The organism is Streptomyces sp. NPDC058257 (assembly GCF_042881845.1).
Lineage (GTDB): Bacteria > Actinomycetota > Actinomycetes > Streptomycetales > Streptomycetaceae > Streptomyces.
On sequence record NZ_JBHVXJ010000003.1, the window covers coordinates 558201 to 578785 of the forward strand.

Here is a 20585-nt window from a genome sequence, read left to right on the forward strand (position 1 = left end):
GGCGGAGTCTCGCACGCACGTACTACATAGCGGACGCGGTGTCCGCCCAGCGGACACCGCGAGCGTCCGAGCGTCCGAGCATTCGAGCACCCGAGCATTCGATTACCCGAGTACCTCGTGACGCGTCAGAACACGTCAGAACACGTCAGAACGCGTCCGTCGGCACGTACGCCCCCCACACCTCCCGCAGCGCGCCGCACACCTCGCCCACCGTCGCCCGCGCCCGCAGCGCGTCCTTCATCGGGTGGAGGACGTTGGCGTCCCCCTTCGCCGCTTCCTTGAGCGACGAGAGCGCCGCGTCCACCGCGGCCTGGTCCCGGTCCCGCCGCAGCTTCGCGAGGCGGGCCGCCTGCCGGGCCTCGATGGCGGGGTCGACGCGCAGGGGTTCGTAGGGTTCCTCCTCGTCCAGTTGGTAGCGGTTGACGCCGACCACGACGCGCTCGCCGGAGTCGGTCTCCTGCGCGACGCGGTAGGCGGAGCGCTCGATCTCCGCCTTCTGGAAGCCGCTCTCGATGGCGGCCACCGCGCCGCCCATGTCCTCGACGCGCTCCATGAGGCCGAGGATCGCGGCCTCGATGTCGTCCGTCATCTTCTCGACGACGTACGACCCCGCGAACGGGTCGACCGTGGCGGTCACGTCCGTCTCGTACGCGAGGACCTGCTGCGTGCGCAGAGCCAGGCGGGCGCTCTTGTCGGTCGGCAGCGCGATCGCCTCGTCGAAGGAGTTCGTGTGCAGGGACTGGGTGCCGCCGAGCACCGCGCCGAGGCCCTGGACCGCGACCCGCACGAGGTTCACCTCGGGCTGCTGGGCGGTCAGCTGGACCCCGGCCGTCTGCGTGTGGAAGCGCAGCATCAGCGACTTGGGGTTCCGCGCGCCGAACTCCTCGCGCATCACACGGGCCCAGATCCTGCGCGCGGCACGGAACTTGGCGACCTCCTCCAGGAACGTCGTACGCGCCACGAAGAAGAACGAGAGGCGCGGCGCGAATTCGTCCACGTCCATGCCCGCCGCGACCGCCGTGCGGACGTACTCGATGCCGTCGGCGAGGGTGAAGGCGATCTCCTGCGCGGGCGTCGCACCCGCCTCCGCCATGTGATAGCCGGAGATCGAGATGGTGTTCCACCTCGGGATCTCGGCCCGGCAGTACTTGAAGATGTCCGCGATCAGGCGCAGGGACGGCTTGGGCGGGAAGATGTACGTCCCGCGCGCGATGTACTCCTTCAGGACGTCGTTCTGGATCGTGCCCGTCAGCTCGCCCGCGTCCACTCCCTGCTCCTCGGCGACCAGTTGGTACATCAGGAGCAGCAGGGCGGCGGGGGCGTTGATCGTCATCGACGTGGACACCTTGTCCAGCGGGATGCCGCCGAACAGGACCCGCATGTCGTCGATCGAGTCGATCGCCGCCCCGACCTTGCCGACCTCGCCGCTCGCGATCGGGGCGTCCGAGTCGTGGCCCATCTGCGTGGGCAGGTCGAAGGCGACCGACAGGCCCGTCGTGCCATTCGCGATCAGCTGCTTGTACCGGGCGTTGGACTCGACGGCCGTGCCGAAGCCCGCGTACTGGCGCATCGTCCAGGGGCGCCCTGTGTACATCGAGGGGTAGACGCCCCGTGTGTAGGGGTACGCGCCGGGGGCGCCCAGTCTGGTCTCGGGGTCCCAGCCGTCGAGGGCCTCGGGGCCGTACACGGGCTCGACGGGCAGTCCGGACTCCGACTCTCGCGCACGCGCCATCGCTCTGTGCCTCCTGCCAGAGATCCTTCTCCGTTACTTCTCCGGTATAGCGGTCCTCCTCCAGCATGGGGCAACGTTCAGGGGTGGTCACTCGCGGGGAGGATTCCCAGCGGGTCTGTCGAGCAGTCGAGGGATGGCGGGGGTCGTTGTGCGCAAAGGTGCGATAGCCGTGGGGGCCGTGGTCACGGTCGCCCTGGTCGGCGTCGGTGGGTGCAAGGCGCAGCCCGTCGACTCGGACGGCAAGGCGCAACCGGTCCGGATCTCTCCCACGAAGACGGATTCGGGCGGCCCCGACGCGCCGTCCGGGACACCCGAGGGGAAGCCCGGCGAGAAGCCCGGCGAGAGATCCGGCGAGAAGTCCGGGGCGGCTCCCGAGGAGAAGCCGACCACGGTAGCGACACCGACGCCCGCCCCGAAGACCCTGCTCGCTCCCGGGCAGCGCGGCGACCGGGTGCGGGAACTGCAGGCCCGGCTCCGGCAGGTGGCCTGGCTCTTCGAGGATCCGTCGGGGACGTACGGCTCGGCCACGACCGCCGCCGTCAGGGGGTTCCAGGACAAGCGCGGCCTTCCGAGTACGGGCACGACGGACACGGTCACCTGGCAGAGGCTGGTCGGCATGACGCGCGAGCCGACGAAGTACCAGCTCTACTCCGGCGGTGGCATCCCGGCGTCGAAGCCCGACAAGCGCTGCATGACCGGCCGCGTCCTGTGCATCAGCAAGGAGAGCCGCACGCTGACCTGGATGATCGACGGCAAGGCCGTGTCGACGATGGACGTGCGCTTCGGCTCGCAGTACACGCCCACCCGCGACGGCACGTTCACCGTCTACTGGAAGTCCCGGCACCACGTCTCGACGCTGTACGACACCCCCATGCCGTACGCGATGTTCTTCAGCGGCGGCCAGGCCGTGCACTTCTCGTCGGACTTCGCGGCGAGAGGCTACAACGGCGCCTCGCACGGCTGCGTGAACGTACGGGACAAGAAGAAGATCGCGAGCCTGTTCGCGGCGGTCGAGAAGGGCGACAAGGTCGTCGTCTACAAGTGATCCGCGGTCTACGGGTGACCCGGAGAGATTGATCAGCGTGGGCGGGATCGGGGGAACGTCTCCCGCCCACGCTGGTGGCACGGAGCCAAAGGTACGGGGGGAACCCCTGGCTCGTGCGCGGGCCGATGACCAGTCGGCTCACTTCTTACTGCGTCACTGCTTCCAAAAACGTCACACCCGGCCGGGAACGGCCCTGCCCGGCCCTGACCTACTGGGAATCGTCGCCCGGGAGCACGGGCCGCGCGCTGTACGAGCCGGTGGGCGTGGGTGAGGGAGTGGGCGTGGGGTGCGGCACCGAAGGAGCGTCCACCGGCGGCAGGAGCGTGCCTCCGCCGTTGCCCCAGTGGTCGTTGCCGTCGCCGTTCGATCCGTCACCGTTCGATCCGTCGCCGTCGCCGTCGCCGTTGTCACCCTCGTGGTCGCCGTCGTCGTTCTTGCCGTCACCGCCGGCGTTGCCGCCGTAGTTGCCGCCGCCGTTGTTCTCGCGGTCGCTGCCGGAGCCGTACAGGACACGGCCGCAGAACTCGGTCACCCGCTGGGAGCCCTTGGCGGCTTCCTCCAGGCGGCGCCTCTTCTCGCCCTGGAGATTTCCGCTGCGGTAGTCGCGGCAGGCGACGACCACCTTGCGGTACCAGCCCTTGGCCTCGTTCTCGCGCTGCGGATCGCCGGCGCCGGGCTTCGTGGTGCCCGCGCCGCCCTTGGACGGGCCCTCGGAGTTCCCGGCCTCCGGCGGCGGCGCGCTGCTGCCGGGCTCGGTCGAGGGGCCTTCCGGGGTGGTGGTCACGTCGTCGGGTTCCACGTCCGGGGAGCCGCTCCGGTCGCCGGGCGGAGAGGCGAGCGGTTCGGGCGAGGCCACGGACGAGGCGGAGGCGGCGGGGCCCGGCGCGTCATGGTGACCGAACGGCGAGGGGAGCACGCCCGTGCCGGCCGCCACCGCGACCCCGCCGATCATGCAGCCCGCGAGGACGGCGGCGAGGCCGTAGCGCAGGGGGCGGGCCCAGGGCGCGGGGCGCGGAGGCTCGACCCGGCGCCCGATATGCACCGTCTCGCCCGCTCCCACGCGCGTAGAAGCCGCCCGTGCCTCAGGGTCGCGAGCCGCCCGGAACGCGGCGAGGGCAGCCGCTTCACCAGGGAGTTCGGAAGAGATGTCGGCGGGTACGACAGAGCCCGCGCGGTCGTCCGCCGCCAGTGCGGCCAGGGCCTCGGCCAGTCGAGCGGCCTGCTCCCGCCTGTGAGGGTCGGTGCCGTCGATGGGCTCACCGCTCAGCAAACGCTCCGCCGCGTCGCGGTCCAGCCACCTGTAATCCTCGTCGGCCATCACATGTCCTTCTGCGCCCGGACACGCGAATGCGTCACACCGGCAGGTGACACCGCGTGCCCTCGCCGCTCTCTCTGAGGCGGTACGGCGTCGAGCGCGCCCTCGTTCAACGGGCCTTCCGCGCCGAGCAGTTCCGCGAGCCGCTTCAGGCCACGGTGCGCGGCGGTGCGGACCGCGCCGGGGCGCTTGCCGAGGGTCTGTGCGGCACTCTTGGCGTCGAGGCCGACGACCACCCGGAGTACGACGGCTTCCGCCTGATCCTGCGGGAGCTGGGCTATCAGGGCGAGGGCGTCGCCGGTGGAGAGGGACTCCATCGCCTCGTCGGCGGTGTCCGCGTCGCCCGGCTTTCCGGTGAGCTCGGTCTCGTCGCCGCCTATCGCCGGGCGGCGGCCCCGCATGCGTATGTGGTCGAGCGCCCGGTTGCGCGCTATGCGCGCGGCCCAGCCGCGGAAGCGGTCGGCGTCGCCGCTGAACCGGTCGAGGTCGCGGGCTATTTGCAGCCAGGCCTCGGACGCGACGTCCTCCGCGTCCGGGTCGCCGACCAGCGTCCGTACGTAGCCGAGCAGCCGCGGGTGCACGGCGCGGTACACAGTCCGGAACGCGGTCTCGTCCCCGTCCTGCGCCGCAAGCACCGCGGCGGTCAGTTCCGCGTCGTCCCCCAGCACAACTTCTCCCTATGCGCCTACACCGGCTGCGGTCATGCCCCCGCAGAGCCTGGCGCGAAGCAGCACGCTACGGGCTGAAGTGGGCCCACGTCCATGTTTGGTACAACGTGCAACTAGCGCGTGACAGAACGCGGTGTGACAGAAAACGCACGCGCGGCGCTGAAGGGAATACGGGCCGCGTGCGGTCCGTCCGCGTGACGGCCGGGGTCTCTCCTGTGGGGGGTGGCGACCCCGGCCGCTCACCTTGGCAGGGGCCTGGCGGGTGGGTCTCGCGTGCCGCCGCTCTTCGTTCTCTTCTGCGGGTGCGCTGTCCGCTTGGCGCGCCCCTTTGGGGCGCTGATCTCGGGCTTCTACTCTGCGGGTGCGCGGTGGCTTGGCGCGCCGTTCCTCGCGCCCCTTTGGGGCGGTCGTGGCTCGGCTCTTCGGCTGTGGGTGGGTTGTGGCTTGGCGCGCCGTTCCCCGCGCCCCTTTGGGGCGCTGATCTCGGGCTTCTACTCTGCGGGTGCACTGTGGCTTGGCGCGCCGTTCCTCGCGCCCCTTTGGGGCGGTCGTGGCTCGGCTCTTCGGCTGCGGGTGGGTTGTGGCTGCGCGCGCCGTTCCTCGCGTCCCTTTGGGGCGCTGATCTCCGGCTTTACTCTGCGGGTGCGCTGTGGCTTGGTGCGCCGTTTCTCGCGCCCCTTTGGGGCCATGCGCTCGCCAGGATTGTGCTCGCCGCCGCTCGTAGTGAGCCCAGTGCTCGGGGGCGCCAGTCGTCGCGGCGGCGGGTGCGGGCCCGGTGGGTGCCCTCGTCCCGCGCGGAGCGGAACGCGGCGACCGCCCGGCGCTGTGCCTCGGCGTCGACGGCGCCGGAACGCACCGCCTCACCCAGCAGAGCGTCCACGCGTTCGTTCACGTCCATCCTGACTCCCCGGTCATCTCGACTCCCCCAGCGGACCGGAGCCGTCATCCGTCACACCCCGGGCATCGCCCAACCGTTCGGCGAGCCGCTTGAGACCCCGGTACGCGGAGGTACGCACCGCCCCGGGGCGTTTGCCGAGCACCCGTGCCGCCGCCGGGGCGTCCAGGCCGACGACGACGCGCAGCAGCACCGCCTCCGCCTGGTCGCGCGGCAGTTTCGCGATCAGCGCGAGGGCCCTCTCCGTAGAGATGGATTCGAGCGCCTGCGCCGACGTGCTGTGCGGTCCGGGGAGTTCGAGGATGTCCTGTTCCAGGGCGGACGGGCGCGGCCTGGCCTTCTGGCGGCGCAGATGGTCGAGGGCCCGGTGGCGCGCGATGGTCGCCGTCCAGCCGCGGAAGCCCTCGCCGTCGCCGCGGAACCGCCCCAGGTCACGGGCGATCTCCAGCCAGGCCTCGGCGGCGATGTCCTCGGCGACCTCGCCGTCATGGCCGACCAGGCCCCGCAGGTAGCCGACGAGCCCCGGCTGCACCAGGCGGTACGCGACCGCGAAAGCCGCCTCGTCGCCCTCCTGCGCCCGCGCGACCGCGGCGCCCAGCTCCTCGTCCCCCGCCCGCGCTCGACGGGGCTCCCCTCCTCGACCCACGCTTTCCCATCCGTACCGATGCGGCACAGCTCACCGTGTCCATGCCCCCACGCAGAGCTGCGCCACGGCCCACAGAAATGTCACAGACCCGGATGGCGCTCGGGGCCCCCGCGAAGCCTCCGTACAACCCTTTGATCCCTCAGGCAGTCGTACGCTCTCGCTCTGGCCAACCGGGTCAAGCGTCAATTCCGCTAAGGGGTGGGGTATTTGAACCCGCGCAAAACGCGTAAACCGCGCGAGTCAGCGCGAAACACGCACGCGTACAGACCGCTGAGTCTCAAGCGCAGGGCGTGGCTGACGATCGGGGCCGTCGTACTGGGGGGCGCGGGGGCCGTCACGTACGCGATGGCCGATCCCGTGACCGGGGATCAGCCGGGCGGCGCCTCACGCGGCAAGCGCCCGGTGAGTGTGCACGACATCGCGCTCAAGGCCGCCGGCGCCGAGGAGCGGGAGCTGCCGCGCACGTCGACGGAGCAGTTCTCACTGCTCGGCGTCTCGTGGACCGGCGTCACGAAGGAGCTGGAGGGCACGGCCCAGGTCCGTACGCGCTCCGCCGGGAGCGACAAGTGGACCGGCTGGCAGAACCTGGACCTGGAGCTGCACCTGCCCGAGAGGGCCGAGGCGGGCACGCGTGCCGCGTCCGAGCCGCTGTGGGTCGGCCCGTCGGACGGCGTCGAGGTCCGCGTGGCCGCGGCGGACGGTACCTCAAGTACCGCGCTGCCCAAGGGGCTTGAGGTCAACCTCGTGGACCCGGGCGTGACGTCCAAGGAGGCGAAGAACCCGGCGCTCGACGGTTCGGCGATGACGCCGGCGGCGTTCGCGGCACCGGTGGTCGACGAGACCGAGTCACCGGTACCGACCGACCCGGCGTCACCCACCCCGGCCGACACCCCCACGTCCCCCGACCCGGACCCTGCCCTCACGGGCTCCCCCTCCCCCAACCCCGACCCCGACCCCGCGGTCCCGTCTGCCCCGCCGTCCACCGTCACCAAGCCACCCATGATCAGCAGGGCGGCCTGGGGCGCCGACGAGTCGCAGGTCAAGGACCCGCCGGAGTACATAGACAAGGTCAAGGCGGTCTTCGTCCACCACACGGTCGGTACGAACGACTACAGCTGCGCCCAGTCGGCGTCCCTGGTCCGCGGCATCATGACGTACCACGTGGAGACCGAGGGCTGGAACGACCTCGGCTACAACTTCCTCGTGGACAAGTGCGGCCAGATCTTCGAGGGCCGCGGCGGCGGCACCGACCTGCCGGTGCGCGGCGCGCACACGTACGGCTTCAACGGTGAGTCCGCGGGCATCGCGGTCCTCGGTGACTTCGAGGGCAACGAGTCCCCGGCCACGGGCGAGACGTACAAGAAGGCGGGCAAGCCGACCCGCGCCGCCCTGCGGTCGGTCTCCCGCGTGGCGGCCTGGAAGCTCGGCCAGTACGAGGGCGGCCCTTCGGGCAAGGTCACGCTGACGGCGGCCGACGACACGGGCGTATGGAAGAAGGGCGACACTCCCGCCCTCAACACGATCTCGGGCCACCGGGACGGCTTCGCGACGGCGTGCCCCGGCAAGAACCTGTACTCGAAGCTCGGGGAGATCCGCCGTTACGCGTCGAGCGCGGGCCGCAACTCGGCCGCCCCGACCTCCGACTTCGACCGCGACGGCAGCACGGACCTGGTGGCGGGCACGCCCAAGGCATCGGGCGGCGTGGGCAGCCTGACGATCGTCCCCGGCGGCCTGAACGGCCCGGTGAGCGGTGCGAAGAAGACCCTCACCCAGTCGAGCCCCGGCGTCCCCGGCGCCTCCGAGGCGGGCGACAACTGGGCGGCGGCCACGGCCTGGGGCGACATCAACGGCGACGGTTACGCGGACCTGGCGATCGGCGCCCCCGGCGAGGACGACACCACGAACAAGGACCGCGGCGCGGTCACGATCCTCTACGGCCCCGCCTTCGACTCCGGCACGGACATGCAGCTGGCGGACGACTTCCACTACCCGGGCGCCAAGTTCGGCTCGGCCGTGGCGGTCGGCGACTTCAACGCGGACGGCAGGGCGGACGTCTTCGCGGCGTCCACCGGCACCGGCGGCACGTGGGCGGCGCGCTTCAAGGCGGGCAGCGAGGTGGGCGGCACGCTGACGGGGGGCGACACGGCCATCGCGTACGCCGATGCCGCGTCCGGCGACTTCAACCGTGACGGCTACGCGGACGTGGCCCTGAACTACCGCGACCAGTCGGGAATCGGCCGCGTCCAGTGGTTCAAGGGCACCAAGTCGGGCCTGAGCAGGGTCGGTTCGCTCTCGGTCAAGGGCGGCCGTTCACTGGCGGTGGGCGACGTGAACGGCAACGGCTACGACGACCTGGTCATAGGCCAGCCGTACACGGCCGAGTCCAAGGCCTTCGCGGGCGGCCAGGTGACCGTGGTCCCGGGCACGTCTGCGGGCTTCACGACCACCGGCATGAAGACGATCCACCAGGACACGTCCGGAGTCCCGGGCACCGCCGAGTCGGGCGACGCGATGGGCTGGTCGGTCTCGGCGGGCGACTTCGACCTGGACGGTTACGCGGACGTCCTGACGGGCGCCCCGAACGAGGACATCACGCGCGCCGGTTCGGCGAAGAAGGACGCGGGCACGTCACTCCTCCTCAAGGGCACGTCGTCGGGCCTGACGGGCACGGGCGCGCAGGCGTTCAGCCAGGACACGGAGGGCGTCACGGGCTCCACGGAGTCGGCGGACCGCCTGGGCTCATCGGTCATGCTCGCGGACCTGTCGGGCTACGGCCGCGCCGACCTCGCCATCGGCGTGGACGGCGAGGACGAGGGCAACGGCACGATCCTCCAGCTGGACAGCACCACATCCGGCATCTCGACGACGACCGGCGTCTACTACGGCCAACCGCAACTAAACACCCCCCCAACAGCCCACCTAGGCCAATCCCTAACGCCGTAACCCCCGCAGCTGTCGGGATTGCGGGAAAGTCCCGGGGACACGCCGATTTCGGGCGGGGTTTCCGGGACTTTCCCGCAATCACACCCTCATCCCCCGTTCCCGGCGTGAGACCACCGCCCGTAGGACCCGGCGGCCCTCGGTGGACGCGTCCAGCGCCTGCCGCAGGGCCCCGGTGCCCGTGCCCGGGGCGGCGAGCAGCTCCAGGACGCGTATCTGGCGCCGCAATTCGGCGGCGACCAGCGGCGACATCCCCTCCGTACGCCCCTCACGCCTCGCGCTCACGGGCAGCGGCCCGGCGCCGCCGTCAAGGACGGTGTCGAGCAGCCGATGTATCTGCAGCGCGGCCACGGAGCAGGCGTCGGCCCACTCCCGCAGCTCGGCGGCGGACCGCGTGGAGGGCGCGGCGCCGAGCATGCGGTAGGCGAGGGTGACGGCCTCGTCCGCGGAGGAGTCCTCCAGGACGTCCGCACCGCCCAGCGTCATCCGCGCGTCGGCGAGCGCCACGTCCCAGGCCCTGCCCTCCGCGAGGCTCGCCCACAGCGGGCGCAGTACGTCGTCACCGCCGCCGAGAAGCGGTACGCAGCGGTCGAGGCAGGCGAGCCCGCTCGCCGCCAGTCCCCTCTCGTCCGCTTCGGCCATCAGCTCGACCAGACTCGGGCCACCCATGGTGCACGCCTCCTGTTCGCGGACAACGGACATTGCGCGGACATTGCGCGGACGGTGCGCGGACGGTGCACGTCTCCTGCACGTCCCCCGCGCGTCCCCTACTGCGTTCGGCACTGTGTTCGATACTGCGTTCGGGCTCCCAGGAACGTCACTGCGGCACTACGCCGAGGCGGTCCAGGAAGCGGAAGAAGAGCTCCTCCGCCGAGGGCTCAGCCGCGGCGTTCAGCACGTCCAGGAGCGGCCCCGTCTTCGCCGTCCTGCCCGACTCCGCCGCCCACGTCACCGCCCGGTCCGCCGCGTCGCGCGGCTCCAGGAAGTAGTCGTCAAGGCTCAGGCCGTCGTCGCCGAGGTATGCGGTCATCGCCTCGCGGGCCAGGCAGGTGGTCCACGTGCCGCTCGCCGGGGCTGCCGCCTCGACGACCACGCAGTCGCTGTCCATGACGTAGCCGAAGAGCGCGGGCGAACCCGTCTCCAGGGCCAGGGTGTTCATGTTGCCGACGTCGCGCGCGCCGTCGCCGCCCGGCACCTCCCACACCTGCCAGCCGTCGTCCCGCTGCACGAGGAGACTGAGCTCGTCCCGCACCGCCGCCACCGCCGCGAGCTCCACGAGCGGCCGCTCGCTCCTGCCCACGACGTAGTAACCCCAGTAGCCCATGCTCGCGTCTCCCCGTGTACGGCTTCGATCGGCTTTGGGCGAATACACCACAGACGTATGCAAGTTCGCCACCAAAAAGTCGAAAGCGGATCTCGCGGACCTCTCAGACGGAAGCTCTCAGGCGGAGGCCCTCAGGCGGAGGCCCTCAGGCGGAAGCTCCCCGGCGGAAGCCCTCAGGCCGAGTGGACACCGTCGGCCACTGGGCCCGGCCTGGCCTTCGTGTCCTGCATCCGCGTCAGGCGGCGTACGACGAGGATCGCCAGCACGGCGGCCGCGATGTCCACGACGTCCGCGAGCATCATCCTGGAGACCGCCGCGTCGATCTCGTCCGCCTCCTCCGCGTCCCAGTACCCCACCGACGCCCACCGCCCGACGAAGATGCTCGCCACCCACAGCGTCCACCAGCCGTTGACGAGCGGGTGCGTGGCGCGGGCCGATGCGCCGCCGAGGGTCATCGTGCGGTCGAGGGCCACGGAGCGGTCGCCGCTCGCGTCCCAGATGTCCAGCGTGATCCGCCGCGGGACCCACAGGTTCACGAAGGGCACGAACCAGCCGCCGACCGCCCAGCCGCGGGTCTTGCTGTGGATGTGCGGCTCGAACACCTCGGCGTTCACGCGGACGCGGTGGAACCAGCAGAGGAAGACGGCGCAGGTGGCCACGAGCACGGCGGTCTGGAGCCAGCCGGAGACGGCGTAGAGGGTGTCGGCGTGCTCGGCCTCCCGCACCAGATCCGTTCCCTGGCCCACCGCCCCGTAGCCCACCCCGTAGCCCACCCCGTAGCCCACCCCGCGGTCCAGGCTCATCAGGTCGTCCATCACGCCCTGGACGACCGTGCCCGCCCACAGCGAGTACAGGTCCGCGGCGATGACGCCGACGAGCAACGCGACACTCGCCCGGGCGAGTGTGACCGGTGAGCGGAGGTAGGCGAGGTTCCCGTTGGAGGCGTACCCGGGACGAGGCGTCGGCTGCGCGTACGCGGCCGCCGAGACACAGATGCCGCAGAGGCCGTCCGATGTCGTCGCCGTATTGAACTGACATTGCGTGCACAGCATGGCTGAGCGACCCCCCACGGGTTCACCAGGAACAAGAGAACGAACAAGACAGACGAGAAGGACAGGCGAGAAGGACAGGCGAGAAGGACAGACAGGCAGGACAGACGAACAGGACGGCAGAGGCCGCCCGCGTCCCTCCCCAGGGCGTCGGCGGCCTCCGGAACTTATCCCACCCGGTCGGCCAGCTTCACGAATTCTCCCCAGGGCGGCCCCGGTTCGCGCGCATCCCACAGCTTCTGCGACGTCGCCCGCAGCGGCATCCGGACCCCCTGGGCCACCTGCGCCTGCGTCTGCGACCCCGCGAGGTCGCACCAGACCGCGAAGGTGCCGCCGAGGATCTGGTCGTCGTACTCCGCGCTCACCGGCTTCGTCCCGCGGATCACCCGCGGGGTCCACTGCTCGTAGATCCGCTGCCCGGTGGGATAGCGGAAGGTGTTGGGCTGGCCGAGGACGTAGTAGAGGTACTCGTCGTTGTAATTGACGACCTTCCGGCCCGCCTTCAGGTACTCGACCGGCTCTCTCGCCCCGATCTCCTTGCCCGTCCAGTACGCGACTTCGAGGTCGTCGTCGGCCTTCTCGACACCGCCGCGGAAGAACCCGTCGTTCCAGGCCTTGAGCCCGCGCTCGTAGGGGCGCATGGTCTCGGCACGGTCGTTGAGCCAGCCGGTCGCGAGATCCTGGACACGGGCGTCGGACCCGTACTTCTCGCGGGCGGCGGAAGCCAGTTGCGGATAGCTGGCCTCCGGGTTGGCGACCGTGAGGGCCTGGTACTCGTCGGCGCCCAGATGCCAGTAGCGGCCGGGGAAGAGGTCCGCGTACTCCTCCAGGAGGTCGTCGACGATCTCCGCCGCCTGCGGCTTGGAGATGTCGACGGCGCCGCGCGCGGCGACGCCACGGGTGTCGCGGAGCTGGAGCGAGGGGTGCGCGGCGATGACCGCGCCGAGGTGGCCGGGCGAGTCGATCTCGGGCACGACGGTGATGTGGCGGCTCGCCGCGAGCTTGAGGATGCGGCGCACCTGCGCCTTGCTGAGGTGGTCGCGCGAGACGATCTCGGGGTGCGAGTCCGACTCGATGCGGAAGGCCTGGTCGTCGGAGAAGTGCAGGCCGAGCTGGTTGTACTTGAGGTCGCCGATCTCCCGGATGCGGTCCTCGATCCACTCCGCGTCGAAGTGCTTGCGCGCGATGTCCATCATGAATCCGCGCTGGGGCTTGGCGGGACGGTCGCGTACGACGCCTTCGGGCGCGGTCCCATCGCCGCGCACCTCCTGCTTCAGGGTGCGGGTCCCGTAGAAGACGCCCGTGTCGGCGGGGGCGCTGATCTTCACCCGCTGGTTCTTCACGGAGAGGGTGTACGACTCGTCCCTGCCCTCGGAGGCGTCGGCCTTCTCCGGGGTGAGCGCGAGTTCCACGTCACCCTTGCGGGGGTCGGCGTCGCCTGCGTACTTGAGTTTCAGCTCACCGGCGAGCAGCTTGCCCTCGTCCGCGAGGTCGTCGTCACCGACGACGACCCGCCCGCCGTCCTTCGGCTTCCAGCCCGGCCCGCGCGCCGCGGTGTGCTCGCGTACGGCGGGGATGGTGGCGGGGGTCTTGGAGAGGGCGTACGACTTCGAGGGGGTCGGGGAGACGGCGGACTTGCTGTCGGAGGGCGGCGACGCGCTGGACGAGGGCGCTCCGTCCCCGCCGTCCCCGCCGTCGGGCCAGACGGCCACGGTCAGGGCGACGGCCCCGGCGGCCACCACTGCGGCGGAGGCGAGGGCGACGCGGCGGGGGATCATCGGCTGCCGCCCGATACGGGGCGAACGGCTGGGTGCGCGGGAGAGATCCGCCGAGAAGCGGCGGCACAGGAATGCCCCCACCGGGCAGCGGGGGCGAGACGAGCGGCACAGGCGGCAGTCATCCGCCCACGGTAAATCGGGGCCCGCGGCCACCCCGTCCACAACGCGAAGCGAAACTCTCCCATCCGGGTGAAATTCACGCATCCGTCCGACAACCGCCACCCCGCCTCGATAGCGTTACGACAAAACCCCCACCTGCCCCACTCCTTGCCTCACCGATGCCCCCTGCCCAGGAGCCCCCGCTGTCCCCGCACCGTTCGCCAAGCACCCCCGAGCAGCTGAACAGCGCCGAGCCCGGCGCGGCCGAAGCCGCGCTGCTCACCTGCTGCGGCAGCCATCTGTGGGCCCGCCGCCTGGTCGCCCACCGGCCGTACCCCGACCTGGACGCCCTGCTCGCCGCGTCCGACGAAGCGGCGTACGACCTCCCGCTCGCGGACCTCGCCGAGGCCCTGGCCTGCGAACCTCTGCGTCCGTTCGTCCCCGGCCAGGGCACGTACACCGCCGCGCACACCGCCCTGCGGGCCGCGCACGCCGCGTACGAGAGCCGCTTCGGACACGTCTTCGTGATCTGCCTGGACGAGGTCCGGCCGAGCCAGGCGTTGAACCATCTGCTCGCCGGAATCCGGGCCCGCCTGACCAATGACCCGGAGGAGGAGCGAGTGCTCGCGGCCGAGGAACTGAGGAAGCTGGTCCGCGGCCGACTCACCCGACTCGTGCACGACCTGAATAGCCCGTACGTGCCTGTTTGATTGCCTGTTTGATCACACCTGGCCACCCCGCGCGAACGAACCGACAACTCGTCGATACGATGACGAGCGGCCGGTGGACCGTACCCGGCCGGGCCCGTCCGACCACCCAAGCCGGCTGGCCCCAATCCCCGCTCCCGGAGGGTTCTGCCGTGCCGGCTGGAACGCTGTACCGCGGCCGGGAAGGAATGTGGTCCTGGGTGGCTCACCGAGTCACCGGCGTCCTCATCTTCTTCTTCCTGTTCGTGCATGTGCTGGACACCGCTCTCGTCCGCGTCTCTCCCGAGGCGTACGACGATGTCGTCAGCACCTACAAGACGCCCCTCGTCGCACTCCTTGAGTACGGCCTGGTCGCCGCCATCCTCTTCCACGCCCTGAACGGCCTGCGTGTCATCGCCGTCGACTTCTGGTCGAAGGGCCCGCGTCTCCAGAAGCAGATGCTCTGGACCGTCGTGGGCATCTGGGTCGTCCTGATGGTCGGGGCGCTCTACCCGGTCCTCGGCCACGCCGTCCGCGAAGTCTTCGGGAGCTGACGCCAGACATGTCCGACACAGACACCACGCTCGAGAAGTCCGGAGTGGGTCCCGTCGAAGGCGCCTCGCTCTACGACGCCGACAACCCGGCTCCCCTCATCGAGGCCCCGCGCAAGCGCACCTCCAAGACCCCGCGCTCGACCCGCGGCAACTTCGAGATGGCCGCATGGCTCTTCATGCGCCTGTCCGGCGTCGTCCTGGTCGTCCTGGTCCTGGGTCACCTGCTGATCCAGCTGGTGCTCGACGGCGGCGTCAGCAAGATCGGCTTCGCGTTCGTCGCCGGTCGCTGGGCCTCGCCGTTCTGGCAGGTCTGGGATCTGTTGATGCTGTGGCTCGCGATGCTGCACGGGGCCAACGGCCTGCGCACGGTCATCAACGACTACGCGGAGCGCGCCAACACGCGCCTGTGGCTCAAGGGCCTGCTGTACACCGCCACGGTGTTCACCATCCTTCTGGGCACGCTGGTGATCTTCACCTTCGACCCGAACATCCGCTAAAGCCGAGGCGAACCCAGTGAAGATTCACAAGTACGACACTGTCATCGTCGGCGCCGGTGGCGCGGGCATGCGCGCGGCCATCGAGGCGACGAAGCGCAGCCGCACCGCGGTCCTGACGAAGCTCTACCCGACCCGCTCCCACACGGGCGCGGCGCAGGGCGGCATGGCCGCCGCGCTCGCCAACGTGGAAGAGGACAACTGGGAGTGGCACACCTTCGACACGATCAAGGGCGGCGACTACCTGGTCGACCAGGACGCCGCCGAGATCCTGGCGAAGGAGGCCATCGACGCGGTCCTCGACCTGGAGAAGATGGGCCTGCCCTTCGGCCGTACGCCCAAGGGTGAGATCGACCAGCGCCGTTTCGGCGGTCACTCCCGCAACCACGGCGAGGCTCCTGTCCGCCGTGCCTGCTACTCGGGCGACCGCACCGGCCACATGATCCTCCAGACGCTCTACCAGAACTGCATCAAGGAGGGCGTGGAGTTCTTCAACGAGTTCTACGTCCTCGACCAGCTTCTCGTGGAGGTCGACGGCGTCAAGAAGAGCGCGGGCGTCGTCGCCTACGAGCTGGCCACCGGCGAGATCCACCTCTTCCAGGCGAAGGCCGTGGTCTACGCGTCGGGCGGCACCGGCAAGTTCTTCAAGGTGACGTCGAACGCGCACACGCTGACGGGTGACGGCCAGGCGGCCTGCTACCGCCGTGGCCTGCCGCTGGAGGACATGGAGTTCTTCCAGTTCCACCCGACCGGCATCTGGCGCATGGGCATCCTTCTTACGGAGGGCGCCCGTGGTGAGGGCGGCATTCTCCGCAACAAGGACGGCGAGCGCTTCATGGAGAAGTACGCGCCGGTCATGAAGGACCTGGCATCCCGCGATGTCGTGTCCCGCTCCATCTACACGGAGATCCGAGAGGGCCGCGGCTGCGGCCCCGAGGGCGACCACGTGTACCTGGACCTCACGCACCTCCCGCCGGAGCAGCTGGACGCCAAGCTCCCGGACATCACGGAGTTCGCGCGCACGTACCTCGGCATCGAGCCCTACACGGACCCGATCCCGATCCAGCCGACCGCGCACTACGCCATGGGCGGCATCCCGACGAACGTCCAGGGTGAGGTCCTCGCGGACAACACCACGGTCGTCCCGGGCCTGTACGCGGCGGGCGAGGTGGCCTGCGTCTCGGTCCACGGCGCCAACCGCCTCGGCACCAACTCGCTCCTGGACATCAACGTCTTCGGCAAGCGCGCGGGCGTCGCCGCGGCCGAGTACTCGGCGAAGAACGACTTCGTCGAGCTCCCGGAGAACGCCGAGGAGCTCGTTGTCTCCCAGGTCGAGCGCCTGCGCGACGCCACGGGCAACGAGCGGGTCGCCGAGCTCCGCAAGGAGCTGCAGGAGACCATGGACGCCAACGTCATGGTGTTCCGCACGGAGCAGACGATCAAGACGGCGGTGGAGAAGATCGCGGAACTCCGCGAGCGCTACCTCAACGTCTCGATCCAGGACAAGGGCAGGCGCTTCAACACCGACCTCCTGGAGGCCATCGAGCTGGGCAACCTGCTCGACCTGGCCGAGGTCATGGCGCAGTCGGCCCTGGCCCGCAAGGAGTCGCGCGGCGGTCACTACCGCGAGGACTTCCCGAACCGCGACGACGTCAACTTCATGCGCCACACCATGGCGTACCGCGAGGTAGGCGACGACGGCGCCGAGTCGATCCGGCTCGACTACAAGCCGGTCGTGCAGACCCGCTACCAGCCGATGGAGCGTAAGTACTGATGGCAACCCCGACCCTCGACAAGGAAGACGCCAAGCCCGAGGCCGGCTTCGCCGACTCCCCGTACATCACGGTCACCTTCCGCATCCGCCGCTTCAACCCGGAGATCTCGGCGGACGCGACCTGGGAAGACTTCCAGGTGGAGATCGACCCCAAGGAGCGTGTCCTGGACGCCCTCCACAAGATCAAGTGGGAGCTGGACGGGTCACTGACCTTCCGCCGCTCCTGCGCGCACGGCATCTGCGGCTCGGATGCCATGCGCATCAACGGCCGCAACCGCCTGGCCTGCAAGACCCTGATCAAGGACCTCAACCCGGCCAAGCCGATCTCGGTCGAGCCGATCAAGGGTCTGACGGTCCTGAAGGACCTGGTCGTCGACATGGACCCGTTCTTCCAGGCGTACCGCGACGTCATGCCGTTCCTGGTCACGTCGGGCAACGAGCCGACCCGCGAACGCCTGCAGTCGCCGGAGGACCGCGAGCGGTTCGACGACACGACGAAGTGCATCCTGTGCGCGGCGTGCACGTCGTCGTGCCCGGTCTTCTGGAACGACGGCCAGTACTTCGGCCCGGCGGCGATCGTGAACGCGCACCGCTTCATCTTCGACTCGCGTGACGAGGCGGGCGAGCAGCGCCTGGAGATCCTGAACGACAAGGACGGCGTGTGGCGCTGCCGCACGACGTTCAACTGCACGGACGCGTGCCCGCGTGGCATCGAGGTCACGAAGGCGATCCAGGAAGTGAAGCGGGCGCTGATCACGCGTCGCTTCTGAGTCTTTCTTCTTCGTCTGTACGTTGACGTGGGCCCCGTTCCTGGTTTCGCACCGGGGGGCGGGGCCTTCGCCTTTCGCCGTCGAGGCCGCTCAGGGCCGCTCAGGGCCGCTCAGGGCGGCGGTTCACGGCGGTCAGGTCGATCTCGACGTCGAAGGGCGAGGAGACCTTGAGCCGGTCGTGGAAGATGCCGGTGAGCCCGTAGGACTTCGTGGCCGGGTCGAGTTCGAAGACGTAGACGACGGGGAGGCCCTTCTCCTCGTCCTGCTTCTCCTCGTCCTGCTTCTCCTCGTCCTGCTTCTCCTCGTCCTGCTCGACACGCCAGAAGTGCGGAACTCCTGCTTGGGCGTACTTGCGGGGCTTGACCTCACGGTCGCGTTCGCGGGAATCGGGAGAGACGACTTCGACGGCGAGGAGGACGTCCTCGGGCTTGTGCCAGGTCTGATTCGAACCGGTGTCCGCCTCGACAGGAACCACCAAGATGTCGGGCTCCAGTCGATTCCTGGAATCCAGTTTGATCGTGAACTCCCGGTCGACATCCAGATGATCCGGCGCCTGCTGGAGGAGGCTGTGCTCCAGCAGGCGCATGCAGCGCATGTGGAACCGGGTCTGCGGACTCATGAAGACGAGACTCCCGTCGATCAACTCCGTGTGCGGCGGGAGGCCCGGAATCCGGTCGAGGTCGTCAGCGGTCCAGCCTTCGGCGGGCGGGATCGGCCAGCGGTACGCCGACTCGTCTTCGAGCCCGTTCCCGGATGCGGCGCTCATGATTGCTCCCATGCGACGGAGTCTCGCCTTGCGCCTCAGAGTACCGAGCAGGAATCCCAGGGCCTCACTCATTCGAGTACGGGGCGTGCCACTCCGCCCAGACCTCCTTGCCGCCGGTGGCGCGGAGCCCGTTGATGAGGACGTAATGCCCCCAGTCGTCGGCGCAACGCCGGAGGAGCCAGAGGCCGCGACCTCCCTCGGAGTCGGCGTCGCTGACTCCGAGGGGCGTCGGCGGTAGCTGCGGGCTGCTGTCCCAGACACCGAGGCGGAGCCGACTGTGCGTACGGGCAAGTCGCACGGCGACGGAATCGCACGTCCAGGCAAGGGAGTTGGTGACCAACTCCGAGGCGACGAGCTGGACGTTGTCGAGGACGGCGGGGCGTACGCGGTAGCGGCTGAGGACGGCGCGCACGTGGGCCCGGACGATGCCGGGGCCGAGGGGGGTGTGGGGGATGCGGAGGGCGTACTCCCAGTCTTCATCGGCGTGGGAGACGGGTTGCCGCTTCAGGGCGAGTTCGGGCATGGCCGTAACTCCTCTTTGAGGTACGGGGGTTGGGTGGGGTGAATCGGGCGGCTCGGGCGGTCGGTGGCTCTGTCGCCTTGTGTTGTGGCAGGGCGGTGCGCTTCCGGAAGCCTCGGCAACCATGGGTAGCCGCTTCGACACTCACCGTAGGGCAACAGGAATCTACAGTCCACCGATTCAGGTAACTACATGCCCCGCGATAGATTGCGGTGGAAGGAAGGCGGCAGACATGGCGATGCGCGTTGCCCCCACGGCACGCCAACAGAGGTTGGGCCACGAACTTCGTCGACTCCGCGAGCAGGCAGGACTGTCGGCCACTGAGGCCGGTTCGCTCTTCGGCGTAGGACAGTCCCGAGTCAGCAACATCGAGATCGGGCGCATCGGTGTCAGCCCCGAACGAGTTCGCACTTTCGCCACCAACTACGGCTGCTCGGATGCGCAACTCGTCGACGTACTCGCCTCGATGGCCGACGGCGGTCGGGCCCGCAACTGGTGGGAGGAGTACCGGGACAGGCTCCCCGGAGGTCTTCTCGACCTTGCCGAGCTGGAGCATCATGCATCCGCTTTGCGCACCGCCCAGACCACGCACCTCCCTGGCCTGCTCCAGACCGTGGACTACGCACGCCTGATCTTCCGCCAGAGCATCCCAGAACTCCCGCCGCATGAGGTCGAGTACCGGGTGTCCCATCGCATCAAACGGCAAGGGGTCCTCTACGACGGCACCCCGCTCCCGTACAGGGCCGTCATCCACGAGGCAGCTCTGCGCATGCAGTTCGGCGGGCCACGCGTCACACGCGAACAGCTCCGCCACATCGCAGAGTCAAGCGAACGGGACAACGTCACCGTGCGCGTCATCCCCTTCGACGCGGGCATCTTCCCGGGCTCCGGGCAGACCATCGTCTTCGCTGAGGGCCCGGTGCCGCAGCTGGACACGGTGCAACTCGACGCCGAGCATGGCTTCGTGCTCGTGCATACGGACGCGGCGCTGATGAAGTACCGCACGGTGCTGGACCAGATGGAAGCTATGTCCCTCACACCAACCCAGTCCCGCGACTTCATCACCAGCATCATCGCAAGCCTCTGAAAGGTTCCCGAAGTGACCGCCCTGAACTGGCAGAAGTCGTCCTACAGCAGCGAGGGAAGCAACTGCGTCGAACTCGCCACGGCCCCCGACGGCACCATCCGCCTCCGTGAATCCGACACCCCCTCAGCAGTCCTCTCCCTGAACGCCTCCAACACTGACTCCCTCCTGGACGCGATACGCCAAGGAACCCTCGAGGACCACAGGAAATAGCCGCCAGCCGAAAGCAGGCAGCCCACATGACCACCCTCCACTGGCAGAAGTCGTCCCACAGCAGCGAGGGGAACAACTGCGTCGAACTCGCCACGGCCCCCGACGGCACCATCCGCCTCCGTGAATCCGACACCCCCGCAGCAGTCCTCTCCCTGAACGCCTCCAACACTGACTCCCTCCTGGACGCGATACGCCAAGGAACCCTCGAGGACCACAGGAAATAGCCGCCAGCC

At 69.7% G+C, this 20585-nt stretch carries 21 protein-coding genes; 10 read left to right on the top strand and 11 right to left on the bottom strand.

All coding sequences use genetic code 11. The annotated features are described in order from the left end of the window. Nucleotides 1-145 precede the first annotated feature (145 nt). Nucleotides 146-1732, bottom strand: coding sequence for a methylmalonyl-CoA mutase (locus ACFVXC_RS11535; RefSeq protein ID WP_389904064.1), 1587 nt, complete (start codon nucleotides 1730-1732; stop codon nucleotides 146-148). A 133-nt stretch (nucleotides 1733-1865) separates the two neighbouring features. Between ACFVXC_RS11535 and ACFVXC_RS11540 the strand changes: the two genes are divergently transcribed. After that, nucleotides 1866-2777, top strand: coding sequence for a L,D-transpeptidase family protein (locus ACFVXC_RS11540; RefSeq protein WP_389904066.1), 912 nt, complete (start codon nucleotides 1866-1868; stop codon nucleotides 2775-2777). Between the two features lie 208 nt (nucleotides 2778-2985). On the opposite strand, the gene ACFVXC_RS11545 is transcribed toward ACFVXC_RS11540, so the two are convergent. The 4 genes from ACFVXC_RS11545 to ACFVXC_RS11560 all read right to left on the bottom strand — a co-directional run bounded on the left by ACFVXC_RS11545 (nucleotide 2986) and on the right by ACFVXC_RS11560 (nucleotide 6301). Further along, nucleotides 2986-4095 carry a hypothetical protein gene (locus ACFVXC_RS11545; protein WP_389904068.1) on the bottom strand — a complete coding sequence of 370 codons (1110 nt, stop codon included), beginning with the start codon at nucleotides 4093-4095 and terminating at the stop codon, nucleotides 2986-2988. Continuing rightward, nucleotides 4095-4760 (bottom strand): RNA polymerase sigma factor, encoded by a 666-nt coding sequence (locus ACFVXC_RS11550; RefSeq protein ID WP_389904070.1) that lies wholly within the window; start codon nucleotides 4758-4760, stop codon nucleotides 4095-4097. The genes ACFVXC_RS11545 and ACFVXC_RS11550 overlap by 1 nt, the downstream gene beginning before the upstream one ends. 631 nt (nucleotides 4761-5391) lie before the next feature. Continuing rightward, the gene (locus ACFVXC_RS11555; RefSeq protein ID WP_389904072.1) at nucleotides 5392-5658 is read right to left on the bottom strand and encodes a hypothetical protein; all 267 of its coding nucleotides are present in this window, start codon (nucleotides 5656-5658) and stop codon (nucleotides 5392-5394) included. 13 nt (nucleotides 5659-5671) lie between these two features. After that, the gene (locus ACFVXC_RS11560) at nucleotides 5672-6301 is read right to left on the bottom strand and encodes an RNA polymerase sigma factor (RefSeq protein WP_389904074.1); all 630 of its coding nucleotides are present in this window, start codon (nucleotides 6299-6301) and stop codon (nucleotides 5672-5674) included. Between the two features lie 345 nt (nucleotides 6302-6646). Between ACFVXC_RS11560 and ACFVXC_RS11565 the strand changes: the two genes are divergently transcribed. Then, nucleotides 6647-9244 (top strand): FG-GAP-like repeat-containing protein, encoded by a 2598-nt coding sequence (locus ACFVXC_RS11565; RefSeq protein WP_389904077.1) that lies wholly within the window; start codon nucleotides 6647-6649, stop codon nucleotides 9242-9244. Between the two features lie 78 nt (nucleotides 9245-9322). Here ACFVXC_RS11565 and ACFVXC_RS11570 read toward each other — a convergent pair whose 3' ends face one another. From ACFVXC_RS11570 to ACFVXC_RS11585, 4 genes are all read right to left on the bottom strand, one after another. Continuing rightward, nucleotides 9323-9910, bottom strand: coding sequence for a hypothetical protein (locus ACFVXC_RS11570; RefSeq protein WP_389904080.1), 588 nt, complete (start codon nucleotides 9908-9910; stop codon nucleotides 9323-9325). 148 nt (nucleotides 9911-10058) lie between these two features. After that, a complete protein-coding gene (locus ACFVXC_RS11575; protein ID WP_389904081.1) occupies nucleotides 10059-10565 on the bottom strand; it encodes a hypothetical protein in 507 nt (168 codons plus the stop codon). Between the two features lie 173 nt (nucleotides 10566-10738). Beyond that, complete coding sequence (locus ACFVXC_RS11580; RefSeq protein WP_389904083.1) at nucleotides 10739-11617, bottom strand: DUF4328 domain-containing protein; 879 nt, start codon at nucleotides 11615-11617, stop codon at nucleotides 10739-10741. 164 nt (nucleotides 11618-11781) lie between these two features. Continuing rightward, complete coding sequence (locus tag ACFVXC_RS11585; RefSeq protein ID WP_389904084.1) at nucleotides 11782-13392, bottom strand: glycoside hydrolase family 20 protein; 1611 nt, start codon at nucleotides 13390-13392, stop codon at nucleotides 11782-11784. Nucleotides 13393-13670: 278 nt separating this feature from the next. On the opposite strand from ACFVXC_RS11585, the gene ACFVXC_RS11590 reads away from it, so the two are divergent. The 5 genes from ACFVXC_RS11590 (at nucleotide 13671) to ACFVXC_RS11610 (ending at nucleotide 17769) form a co-directional block, all read left to right on the top strand. After that, on the top strand, nucleotides 13671-14201 hold the full coding sequence (locus tag ACFVXC_RS11590; RefSeq protein WP_389904085.1) for a 2-oxo-4-hydroxy-4-carboxy-5-ureidoimidazoline decarboxylase: 531 nt from the start codon (nucleotides 13671-13673) through the stop codon (nucleotides 14199-14201). Between the two features lie 149 nt (nucleotides 14202-14350). Next, nucleotides 14351-14731: a succinate dehydrogenase, cytochrome b556 subunit gene (gene sdhC / locus ACFVXC_RS11595; RefSeq protein ID WP_389904087.1), complete on the top strand. Its 381-nt coding sequence runs from the start codon at nucleotides 14351-14353 to the stop codon at nucleotides 14729-14731. Nucleotides 14732-14739: 8 nt separating this feature from the next. Further along, complete coding sequence (locus ACFVXC_RS11600; protein WP_389904088.1) at nucleotides 14740-15228, top strand: succinate dehydrogenase hydrophobic membrane anchor subunit; 489 nt, start codon at nucleotides 14740-14742, stop codon at nucleotides 15226-15228. Nucleotides 15229-15244: 16 nt separating this feature from the next. Further along, nucleotides 15245-16999 (top strand): succinate dehydrogenase flavoprotein subunit, encoded by a 1755-nt coding sequence (gene sdhA, locus ACFVXC_RS11605; RefSeq protein ID WP_389904090.1) that lies wholly within the window; start codon nucleotides 15245-15247, stop codon nucleotides 16997-16999. Then, entirely contained in the window at nucleotides 16999-17769 is a 771-nt protein-coding gene (locus ACFVXC_RS11610) for a succinate dehydrogenase iron-sulfur subunit (protein WP_389904092.1), read from the top strand. Before sdhA ends, ACFVXC_RS11610 begins: the two co-directional genes overlap by 1 nt. 100 nt (nucleotides 17770-17869) lie before the next feature. Here ACFVXC_RS11610 and ACFVXC_RS11615 read toward each other — a convergent pair whose 3' ends face one another. Both ACFVXC_RS11615 and ACFVXC_RS11620 read right to left on the bottom strand, forming a co-directional pair. Then, a complete protein-coding gene (locus ACFVXC_RS11615; RefSeq protein ID WP_389904094.1) occupies nucleotides 17870-18535 on the bottom strand; it encodes a Uma2 family endonuclease in 666 nt (221 codons plus the stop codon). 64 nt (nucleotides 18536-18599) lie between these two features. After that, nucleotides 18600-19058 (bottom strand): ATP-binding protein, encoded by a 459-nt coding sequence (locus ACFVXC_RS11620; RefSeq protein WP_389904095.1) that lies wholly within the window; start codon nucleotides 19056-19058, stop codon nucleotides 18600-18602. 229 nt (nucleotides 19059-19287) lie between these two features. On the opposite strand from ACFVXC_RS11620, the gene ACFVXC_RS11625 reads away from it, so the two are divergent. From ACFVXC_RS11625 to ACFVXC_RS11635, 3 genes are read left to right on the top strand one after another with little or no spacing between them, the layout of a single operon-like run. Further along, on the top strand, nucleotides 19288-20142 hold the full coding sequence (locus tag ACFVXC_RS11625; RefSeq protein ID WP_389904098.1) for a helix-turn-helix domain-containing protein: 855 nt from the start codon (nucleotides 19288-19290) through the stop codon (nucleotides 20140-20142). 12 nt (nucleotides 20143-20154) lie between these two features. Beyond that, nucleotides 20155-20352 carry a DUF397 domain-containing protein gene (locus ACFVXC_RS11630; RefSeq protein WP_389904101.1) on the top strand — a complete coding sequence of 66 codons (198 nt, stop codon included), beginning with the start codon at nucleotides 20155-20157 and terminating at the stop codon, nucleotides 20350-20352. A 26-nt stretch (nucleotides 20353-20378) separates the two neighbouring features. Then, a complete protein-coding gene (locus ACFVXC_RS11635; RefSeq protein WP_389904103.1) occupies nucleotides 20379-20576 on the top strand; it encodes a DUF397 domain-containing protein in 198 nt (65 codons plus the stop codon). Nucleotides 20577-20585 lie beyond the last annotated feature (9 nt).